This is a genomic window from Streptomyces sp. P5F9 (assembly GCF_057961495.1).
The window spans coordinates 1-9877 of the sequence record NZ_JBXVPZ010000373.1 but is presented as its reverse complement, the minus strand read 5'-3'; the positions used below and the strand labels follow the sequence as shown (position 1 = coordinate 9877).

Genomic DNA, 9877 nt, shown 5'->3' with positions numbered 1-9877 from the left:
CACACTCCTGGGTTATGCGGGGTGTGGTGCGGTTGATTGTTTCATAGTGTTTCGGTGGTCATAGCGTGAGGGAAACGCCCGGTTACATTCCGAACCCGGAAGCTAAGCCTTACAGCGCCGATGGTACTGCAGGGGGGACCCTGTGGGAGAGTAGGACACCGCCGAACTCCTTTTAGAGCTCTGGCTCTTGGGCATGCAGCCCAAGAGCCAGAGCTTTTTTGCGTTGGGGTAAGGTCAGGGGGCATCATCGGCACGTTTTCCCACAGGAGGCCCCCGGGTGGAGGTCCAGGAGACCCGCGTCCAGACAGAGCGGGTGCTCACCATCCCGAACATCCTCAGCATGGCGCGCCTGGTCGGCGTACCCGTCTTCCTGTGGTTGATCCTCAGGCCCGAGTTCGGTGGCCCCAAGAGCGACGGCTGGGCGCTTCTGGTGCTGATGCTGAGTGGGATCAGCGACTACCTGGACGGCAAGCTCGCGCGCCGCTGGAACCAGATCAGCAGTCTTGGCCGGCTCCTCGATCCCGCCGCGGACCGGCTCTACATTCTCTCGACTCTCGTCGGACTCACCTGGCGTGAGATTCTGCCAATCTGGTTGACCGCCGTACTGCTGGCGCGAGAGCTGGTACTGCTCGTGGTGGTCGGCATCCTCAGACGGCACGGCTATCCGCCGCTGCAGGTGAACTTCCTGGGCAAGGCGGCTACGTTCAACCTGATGTACGCGTTCCCGTTGTTGCTGCTCAGTGACGGAAGCGGTTGGCTTCCGTCACTCGCAGCTATTTTCGGATGGGCGTTCGCAGGATGGGGTACAACGCTCTACTGGTGGGCAGGAGTCCTCTACGTGGTACAAGTCCGCCGCCTACTGCGTGCGGACGCCATGGCCGACTGACCTTGCCGATTGGGCGGTAACAGTCGCTCGATGGCCCGTTGCGCAAAAGTGCGGGACAATCTGGACTGGTGAAGTCGGCTAGACCGTCGTCTCGCAGAGGAGGACGCTTCCGACATGAAGGCCGTCGTGATGGCCGGAGGCGAAGGCACACGCCTTCGCCCCATGACCTCAAGTATGCCCAAGCCACTGTTGCCCGTGGTCAATCGACCGATCATGGAGCATGTGCTCAGGCTGCTCAAAAGGCATGGGCTCAATGAGACCGTAGTCACCGTGCAGTTCCTGGCCTCGCTGGTCAAGAACTACTTCGGTGACGGCGAAGAGCTCGGGATGGAGCTCTCGTATGCCAATGAGGAGAAGCCACTCGGTACCGCCGGAAGCGTCAAGAACGCCGAAGAGGCGTTGAAGGACGATGCCTTCCTCGTGATCTCCGGTGATGCCCTGACCGACTTCGACCTCACCGAGCTGATCAATTTCCACAAGGAAAAGGGCGCGCTGGTCACGGTCTGTCTGACCCGTGTGCCTAATCCGCTGGAATTCGGCATCACCATCGTCGACGAAGAGGGAAAGGTCGAGCGTTTCCTTGAGAAGCCGACCTGGGGGCAGGTCTTCTCCGACACGGTGAATACGGGCATCTATGTCATGGAGCCCGAGGTTTTCGACTATGTCGAGGCCGATGTTCCCGTCGACTGGTCCGGCGATGTCTTTCCGCAGCTGATGAAGGAGGGCAAGCCGGTCTACGGCTTTGTCGCTGAAGGCTACTGGGAGGATGTCGGCACCCATGAGAGCTATGTGAAGGCGCAGGCCGATGTCCTGGAGGGCAAGGTCGACGTCGAGATCGACGGCTTCGAGCTGTCGCCGGGCGTGTGGGTGGCCGAGGGTGCCGAGGTGCACCCAGACGCGGTTCTCCGCGGGCCGCTGTACATCGGTGACTACGCCAAGGTCGAGGCCGGGGCCGAAATCCGTGAGTACACCGTCATCGGTTCGAACGTCGTCGTGAAGGCCGGGGCTTTTCTGGACAGGACTGTCGTACACGACAACGTGTACGTGGGTCAGCACAGCAATCTTCGTGGCTGTGTCGTCGGAAAGAACACCGACATCATGCGTGCGGCCCGGATCGAGGACGGCGCGGTCATCGGTGACGAGTGCCTGATCGGTGAAGAATCGATCGTGCAGGGCAATGTGCGGGTCTACCCGTTCAAGACGATCGAAGCTGGTGCCTTCGTCAACACGTCGGTCATCTGGGAGAACAGAGGCCAGGCGCATCTCTTCGGCGCGCGCGGTGTGTCCGGGATCCTGAACGTGGAGATCACGCCGGAGCTCGTCGTCCGTCTCGCCGGCGCCTACGCCACGACCCTCAAGAAGGGGTCCACGGTCACCACGGCCCGCGACCACTCGCGAGGCGCCCGTGCGCTCAAGCGGGCGGTGATCTCCGCCTTGCAGACGAGCGCCATCGACGTACGGGACCTGGAGAACGTACCGCTGCCCGTGGCCCGGCAGCAGACCGCGCGGGGCAGTGCCGGCGGGATCATGATCCGGACGACCCCTGGTGTGCCGGACTCCGTCGACATCATGTTCTTCGACAGCCAGGGTGCCGACCTCTCGCAGGGGAGTCAGCGCAAGCTGGACCGGGTGTTCGCGCGACAGGAATACCGGCGCGCGTTCCCCGGCGAGATCGGAGACCTGCACTTCCCGGCCAGCGTCTTCGACTCGTACACAGGGTCCCTGCTGCGGAATGTCGATACCACCGGGATCGCCGAATCCGGTCTCAAGGTCGTGGTGGACGCGTCGAACGGCAGCGCTGGGCTCGTGCTGCCCAGTCTGCTCGGCAAGCTCGGTGTGGACTCGCTGACGATCAATCCCGGGCTCGACGAGTCCAGGCCGACGGAGACCGCGGACACACGGCGGTCGGGGCTGGTGCGGCTCGGTGAGATCGTGGCCTCCGCGCGGGCCGCGTTCGGGGTGCGGTTCGACCCCGTTGGTGAGCGGCTCTCGCTCGTCGACGAGAAGGGGCGGATCGTCGAGGACGACCGGGCCCTGCTCGTGATGCTCGACCTGGTGGCCGCTGAGCGGCGCAGCGGGCGGGTGGCGCTGCCGGTGACCACCACGAGGATCGCCGAGCAGGTGGCGGCGTATCACGGGACGCAGGTCGAGTGGACGACGACCTCGCCGGACGACCTGACCAGGGTCGGACGCGACGAGACGACCATCTTCGGCGGGGACGGCAAGGCCGGGTTCATCATCCCGGAGTTCAGCAGTGTCTTCGACGGCGCGGCAGCCTTCGTACGACTCATCGGGCTGGTGGCGCGGACGCAGTTGACGCTGAGCCAGATCGACGCCCGGATCCCGCGGGCGCACGTCCTCAAGCGTGACCTGGCGACTCCCTGGGCCGTCAAGGGACTTGTGATGCGGCGGGTCGTCGAGGCGGCCGGTGATCGCTTCGTCGATACGACGGACGGTGTACGGGTCGTGGAGACGGACGGGCGCTGGGTGATGGTGCTGCCCGACCCCGCCGAGGCGGTCACGCATCTGTGGGCCGAAGGGCCCGACGACGCCTCCGCGCAGGCCCTGTTGGACGAGTGGTCGGCGGTCGTGGACAGCGCCGGACGGTAAAACACGGAGCACGCGCGCGTGCCGGACATGTGTCCCCAAGGGGGCCTGTCCGGCACGCCGGTGGGGCCATTCGGAGGTACAGGCCACCACGTGCGACGATGTGCGACATGCCGCAGCAGCCCCCCGTTCGGAGCACACCCACGCGCCCTGCGCGCCCGGACGCGTCCATGTCGCTGCTCACCAATGTCATGGACCACAGCCTCGACGACGGCTACGCCGAGGCGGCCGCCCGGAAGAAGGCCGCGGGCGAGAGCGGCATGCCCAAGACCCTCCGGGCGAAGCTCGGTCTCGCCGCCGGCCTGGTGCTGGCGGCCCTTGTCGTGACCGTGGGCGCGGCACAGGCGCGTGTGGCCGCCCCCGTGGTGGCCAAGGAGCGCCAGGAGCTTATCGACCGTATCGACAAGGAGACGACGTCGGCGGACAAGCTGGAAGGCACTGTCGACGAGCTCCGTGACGATGTGAGCGCGCGACAGCGGGCGGCGCTCAGGACGAGCGGCGGCAGCGGCCAGGCCGACCTGGTGAGCATGCTGTCCGGTGCCACCGCGGTGCACGGCCCCGGTGTGAAGCTCGTCGTCGACGACGCGAAGGAAGCCAGCACCGGCGGGGGAGACGACCCGCGGGAGACCGCCGACTTCTCCGACACCGGGCGGGTGCGCGACCGCGACATGCAGCGCGTCGTCAACGGACTGTGGGCGGCGGGCGCCGAGGCCGTCTCCATCAACGGGCAGCGGCTGACGGCGCTGTCCGCGATCAGGGCCGCGGGTGACGCGATACTGGTCGACAACAAGCCACTGGTACCGCCATATACGGTGCTCGCGGTGGGGGACGGCCAACGGCTGAGCACCAGGTTCCAGAACGCTGCCGACGGGCTCTATCTGCACGCCCTGGAAGACAACTACGGCATCAGGGCGACCATCGCCGTGGAGAGCGATCTCCGGCTGCCCGCCGCGCCGAGTGTGATCGTACGTACAGCACAGCCGAGAACTGAGAAGGGCACATCGTGATCGCCGTACTGGGCCTCATCGTGGGAGTGGTGGCCGGAATCCTGGTCCGGCCTGAGGTGCCGGTGGTCGTCGAGCCCTATCTGCCGATCGCCGTCGTCGCGGCGCTCGACGCGGTCTTCGGTGGGCTGCGGGCCATGCTCGACGGCATCTTCGACGACAAGGTCTTCGTGGTGTCGTTCCTGTCGAACGTGGTCGTGGCCGCCCTGATCGTGTTCCTGGGCGACAAGTTGGGCGTCGGCGCCCAGCTGTCCACGGGGGTCGTGGTCGTCCTCGGCATCCGGATCTTCTCCAACGCCGCGGCCATTCGCCGGCACGTCTTCCGGGCGTGAGGTCGATGAGCGACGAGGACGAGCGGCCGGAACACCGGCTGCGCAGGGAACTGCCCGAAGAGGTACCGGCGTCTGCTTCCTCGGAGGCGCCGATCACCGAGGAGAAGGCTGGGCCCACCGTGACCGGTCGGCAGCGGCTGGTGCAGGGGCTGTGGCCGCCGCGGGCGAGCCGGGCCCAACTCATCGTCGCGGTGCTGCTGTTCGGCCTCGGTTTCGGGCTGGCCGTACAGGTCGCCTCCAACAGCAACAGCGACAGCGCGCTGCGTGGGGCACGGCAGGAAGATCTTGTGCGCATTCTCGATGAACTGGACGACCGTACTCAGCGTCTTGAAGACGAGAAGCAGGGTCTGCAGAAACAGCGCGACGAGCTGGAGAACAGCTCCGACCAGGCCGAGGAGGCCCGCAAGCAGACGGCCGAGAAGGAGAAGCAACTCGGCATTCTGGCGGGCACCGTGGCCGCGCAGGGCCCCGGCATCACGATGACCATCGACGACACGAAGGGAACGGTCGAGGCGGACATGCTGCTCGACGCGGTCCAGGAGTTGCGCGCGGCCGGCGCGGAGGCGATCCAGGTGAACGACGTCCGGGTCGTGGCCAACACGTATCTGACGGACTCGGGCAAGAGCGTGAGCGTCGACGGGAACAAGATCAACGCCCCCTATCGTTTCAAGGTCATCGGCAAGCCGCAGGATCTCGAACCGGCGCTCAACATCCCTGGAGGCGTGGTGCAGACTCTTGAGAAGGAGCAGGCCACCGTTACCGTCGGGAGGTCGGCCAAGATCGTCGTGGATGCCTTGCGGGCGGCGAAGCAGCCTGACTACGCTCGGTCGTCCTCCCGGTGAACCGCGGGTGCATGGGGGCCGTCGCGCGAGGGCATGAGGTTGCGGGGGGTCGACGCACCGATTGGGTGGTGCGTGGTGGAAACTGTCTGGTGGATACGGACGTTGTGAGGATGTCCGGGTCAACCGGTGTGTTCAATCAGGGTTCGTCCTGCCCCACGGGCGGGTCTGTTTCGGTCAAGGGGAATCGCCCGTGAAGTTGTTTGCGAAGTTGTTCGGCAAGAGTGCGAAAGAGGGCAGCGACAACCAGACCGCTCGCCACCGCGCACAACCGGACGCAGAAGGCCAGCGCCCGCTGTTCCGCGACCAGGTTGCAGGCCAGGGCGCGCCGTCGGTTGACCCTGCGCAGTCCGGCGACATAGGTTTCGGGCAACCGTCAACCTCAAGTACGGGTGGAGGGTTTTCCCCTATGTCGGCCCTGGTGTGTACGAGGTGCGGTAACCGCAACGCGGAGAACAGCCGCTTCTGTTCCAACTGCGGTGCGCCGCTGCGCCCCGGCGCGACCCCGGAGCGTCCGTCCGAGACGACCTCCACGATCTCCATCTCCGGTCTTGAGGCCTACGACGCCGAAGTGACCGGTCAGACGCAGATGCCCACGCTCTCCCCGGAGGCGCAGGCCGCCGTCGACGCCCTGCCGTTGGGCTCGGCGCTGCTGGTGGTGCGGCGCGGTCCGAACTCGGGCAGCCGCTTCCTGCTGGACGGCGAGCTGACCACGGCCGGCCGTCATCCGCAGAGCGACATCTTCCTGGACGACGTGACGGTCTCGCGCCGCCATGTGGAGTTCCGGCGCTCTCCTGACGGTTCGTTCACGGTCGCCGACGTCGGCAGCCTGAACGGCACGTACGTCAACCGCGAGCGCATCGACCAGGTCTCGCTGGCCAACGGTGACGAAGTGCAGATCGGCAAGTACCGGCTGGTGTTCTACGCGAGCCAGCGGGGTTACTGACCCTCCCTCGGACTGGGTCCGGGGGATTCCCCCAGGAAGGTCCATGCTTCAAACACCGAGCGGCGGTGCCGGGCACGGTACCGCCGCCGCGGACACTGGGCTGATGAGCATCGGCACGGTGCTGAACGTGCTGCGCGACGAGTTCCCCGAAGTCACCATCTCCAAGATCCGTTTTCTGGAGTCGGAGGGCCTCATCGAGCCGCAGCGGACCCCCTCCGGGTACCGCAAGTTCAGCCCCGCCGATGTCGAGCGCCTCGGCCATGTCCTGAGGATGCAGCGGGACCACTATCTGCCGCTCAAGGTGATCCGCGAACATCTCGACGCCATGGAGCGCGGTGAGGCCGCGCCCCTGCCCACGGTGGGGCGTCAGCGGGACGGCGAGGTTGTCCTGGAGCCCGTGGAGGGGCCCACGGCGGCCCGGGTCGGGCGGGCCGAGCTGATGGCCGCCGCCGGGATCGGCGAGCAGGAGCTCGACGAGTGGGAGTCGTACGGACTCATCGCCCCGCTGCCGGACGGGGTTTACGACGCGGAAGCCGTCACCGTGGCCGGTCTTGTCCTCGAACTCGGGCGGTTCGGGATCGAGCCGCGGCATCTGCGTGCCATGAAGGCCGCCGCCGACCGTGAGGCGGGGCTCGTCGACCAGGTGGTGGCCCCGCTCAAGCGCCACCGCAATCCGCAGACCAGGGCCCACGCGGAGGCCCGTACGAAGGAACTGGCGGGGCTCACGGTGAAGCTGCACGCGGCTCTGGTGCAGACCGCGCTCGGCGTGCGCCTGCCCTGAGACGGGCGGCTCTGCGGCTGCCTGATCGGTCACCCGTTCTCGGCCCGACTACCCAAACGTCCCGGGCACGGCCTAGGGTTGCTGTGTGAACGAGCTCGATGTCGTAGGTGTCCGGGTCGAAATGCCCTCCAACCAACCGATCGTGCTCCTGCGTGAAGTGGGAGGCGACCGCTACCTCCCCATCTGGATCGGGCCCGGGGAGGCGACGGCGATCGCCTTCGCGCAGCAGGGCATGGCCCCCGCACGACCGCTGACCCACGACCTGTTCAAGGACGTGCTGGAGGCCGTCGGCCAGGAGCTGACCGAAGTGCGCATCACGGATCTGCGGGAGGGCGTCTTCTACGCGGAGCTGGTCTTCGCCAGCGGCGTCGAGGTGAGCGCCCGCCCGTCCGACGCCATAGCGCTGGCACTGCGCACCGGGACGCCGATCTACGGCAGTGACGGCGTGCTCGACGACGCGGGCATCGCGATCCCGGACGAGCAGGAGGACGAGGTGGAGAAGTTCCGCGAGTTCCTCGACCAGATCTCGCCCGAGGACTTCGGCACCAACAGCCAGTGAGCCGAGGGCCGGCGAGGAAATGCCGGCATTTGCCACCGGCGAGTGAGAGCGTCCTGCGGCTCTCCGCGAGCGCATTCGGCTAGCCTTTCCCCGCGGTGGGACACGGGAAACCACTCCTTGGGTGATTATCACTCGGCGTGCCGAGTGTGGCGATCGTTGACGCACCCCTGGTGACTGCCTACCGTCGAGAAGGCAGGTCAAGGACGGAGGTCGGCGTGAGAAGCAGCGGCGACGGTACGGCTGGGGGTGCCCCGGAACGCAGTTTCGGGGACAGAGGTCCGTACCCGCTTCACGGCAGTACGGCCGATCGCATTCCGCAGCGGCCGGCGGCAGTGCCGAGCAGCGGAGGGGCGACGTCCATGGCGTCCGAGGAGATCGGCTACCGGGGCCCTACGGCCTGTGCGGCCGCCGGCATCACCTATCGGCAACTGGACTACTGGGCGCGTACCGGGCTGGTCGAGCCCAGCGTGCGGCCCGCACACGGGTCGGGCACACAGCGGCTCTACAGCTTCCGGGACGTCGTCGTCCTGAAGATCGTCAAGCGGTTCCTCGACACGGGTGTGTCGCTGCAGAACATCCGCAGCGCCGTCCTGCACCTGCGGGAGTGCGGCTTCCGTGACCTGGAGCGCATGACGCTGATGAGCGACGGCGCGACGGTCTACGAGTGCACGTCGCCGGACGAGGTCCACGCGCTGCTCCAGGGCGGCCAGGGGGTCTTCGGGATCGCCGTGGGGGTCGTGTGGCGGGATGTCGAGAGCGCCCTGTCGCAGCTGCACGGGGAGCGCGTCGACACCGGTGAGACGCTCGTCGGGGCCAACCCCGCCGACGAGCTGGCCAGGCGGCGCAACCGGGCCGTCTGAGGGCTCGGCGGGAGCCGTAGCGGGGCATTGTCAGTGGCGTAGGGCAGCATCGGAGATGTGAGAACCGCGCCCACGATCCTGCATCTCGACATGGATGCCTTCTTCGCCTCGGCGGAGCAGGCGTCCAAGCCGAGCCTGCGCGGGAAGGCCGTCGTGGTGGGCGGGCTCGGGCCGCGCGGGGTGGTCGCCACGGCGTCGTACGAGGCACGGGTCTTCGGGGTGAACTCGGCGATGCCCATGGCCCAGGCGCGCCGGCTCGCTCCGAACGCGGCGTATCTGGTGCCGCGCTTCGGGTTCTACCGGTCGATCAGCGAGCAGGTGATGGGGCTGCTGCGGGCGCTGTCGCCGCTGGTGGAGCCGCTGAGCCTGGACGAGGCGTTCGTGGACCTGGAGGCCGGGGGAGCGGCCTGGGACGCGGAGTCGGCGCAGCTGACCGGGGCACGGCTGCGGGCCGACATACGGGCGGTCACGGGGCTCACGGGGTCGGTGGGCCTCGCCGCGTCCAAGATGATCGCGAAGATCGCCTCCGAGCGGGCCAAGCCGGACGGGCTCGTGCTGATCGAGCCGGGCAGTGAGCGGGCTCTGCTCGGACCGTTGTCGGTGCGCACGCTGCCGGGCGTCGGGCCTGCGACGGGTGATCATCTGCGGCGGGCCGGGATCACCACGGTCGACGAGATCGCCGAGGCGGGTGAGGACGAGCTCGTACGGCTGGTGGGCAAGGCGCACGGGCACGCGCTGTACGCGATGGCGCTGGCGCACGACGAGCGGCCCGTGGTGGCCGAGCGGGAGACCAAGTCGGTGTCGGTCGAGGACACGTACGACGTCGACATCCATGACCGGATCCGGGTGGGCCTGGAGGTGCAGCGGCTCGCCGACCGGTGTGTGCGGCGGCTGCGGGCGGCCGGGTTGTCGGGGCGGACCATCGTGCTGAAGGTGCGGCGGTACGACTTCTCGACGCTGACCCGGTCCGAGACGCTGCGCGGGCCCACCGACGACCCGGGGGTGGTGCGGGAGGCGGCGGCCCGGTTGCTGGACTCTGTGGACACCACGGGCGGGGTACGGC

Annotated in this window: 10 protein-coding genes and 1 rRNA gene; all 11 read left to right on the top strand. The window is 67.6% G+C overall.

Going from position 1 to position 9877, the window contains the following annotated elements; translation table 11 throughout:
- Positions 1-50 precede the first annotated feature (50 nt).
- Positions 51-167: ribosomal RNA gene (rrf, locus tag AC31A1_RS38840) — 5S ribosomal RNA — on the top strand.
- Positions 168-277: 110 nt separating this feature from the next.
- Positions 278-886, top strand: a complete 609-nt coding sequence (gene clsA, locus AC31A1_RS38835) for a cardiolipin synthase ClsA (RefSeq protein ID WP_489657788.1) — start codon at positions 278-280, stop codon at positions 884-886.
- 114 nt (positions 887-1000) lie between these two features.
- Complete coding sequence (locus AC31A1_RS38830; protein ID WP_327405537.1) at positions 1001-3496, top strand: mannose-1-phosphate guanyltransferase; 2496 nt, start codon at positions 1001-1003, stop codon at positions 3494-3496.
- 167 nt (positions 3497-3663) lie between these two features.
- The gene (locus AC31A1_RS38825; RefSeq protein ID WP_489657789.1) at positions 3664-4500 is read left to right on the top strand and encodes a DUF881 domain-containing protein; all 837 of its coding nucleotides are present in this window, start codon (positions 3664-3666) and stop codon (positions 4498-4500) included.
- On the top strand, positions 4497-4829 hold the full coding sequence (locus AC31A1_RS38820; RefSeq protein WP_019059351.1) for a small basic family protein: 333 nt from the start codon (positions 4497-4499) through the stop codon (positions 4827-4829). Before AC31A1_RS38825 ends, AC31A1_RS38820 begins: the two co-directional genes overlap by 4 nt.
- A 5-nt stretch (positions 4830-4834) precedes the next feature.
- Positions 4835-5671 carry a DUF881 domain-containing protein gene (locus AC31A1_RS38815; RefSeq protein ID WP_489657787.1) on the top strand — a complete coding sequence of 279 codons (837 nt, stop codon included), beginning with the start codon at positions 4835-4837 and terminating at the stop codon, positions 5669-5671.
- Positions 5672-5732: 61 nt separating this feature from the next.
- Positions 5733-6614: a zinc-ribbon and FHA domain-containing protein gene (locus AC31A1_RS38810; protein WP_489657786.1), complete on the top strand. Its 882-nt coding sequence runs from the start codon at positions 5733-5735 to the stop codon at positions 6612-6614.
- A gap of 43 nt (positions 6615-6657) precedes the next feature.
- Positions 6658-7395, top strand: coding sequence for a transcriptional regulator FtsR (ftsR, locus tag AC31A1_RS38805; RefSeq protein ID WP_489657785.1), 738 nt, complete (start codon positions 6658-6660; stop codon positions 7393-7395).
- 85 nt (positions 7396-7480) lie between these two features.
- Positions 7481-7954 (top strand): bifunctional nuclease family protein, encoded by a 474-nt coding sequence (locus AC31A1_RS38800; protein WP_006123076.1) that lies wholly within the window; start codon positions 7481-7483, stop codon positions 7952-7954.
- Between the two features lie 215 nt (positions 7955-8169).
- Positions 8170-8814, top strand: coding sequence for a MerR family transcriptional regulator (locus tag AC31A1_RS38795; protein ID WP_365307478.1), 645 nt, complete (start codon positions 8170-8172; stop codon positions 8812-8814).
- Between the two features lie 57 nt (positions 8815-8871).
- Positions 8872-9877, top strand: a 1006-nt coding sequence (locus AC31A1_RS38790; RefSeq protein ID WP_489657784.1) for a DNA polymerase IV, incomplete at its 3' end; no start/stop codon positions are given.

Coding starts and splice junctions, on each gene's coding strand:
- AC31A1_RS38830 (WP_327405537.1), top strand. CDS start 1,001: ATGAAGGCCGTCGTGATGGCCGGAGGCGAAGGCACACGCCTTCGCCCC.
- AC31A1_RS38825 (WP_489657789.1), top strand. CDS start 3,664: ATGTCGCTGCTCACCAATGTCATGGACCACAGCCTCGACGACGGCTAC.
- AC31A1_RS38815 (WP_489657787.1), top strand. CDS start 4,835: ATGAGCGACGAGGACGAGCGGCCGGAACACCGGCTGCGCAGGGAACTG.
- ftsR (WP_489657785.1), top strand. CDS start 6,658: ATGCTTCAAACACCGAGCGGCGGTGCCGGGCACGGTACCGCCGCCGCG.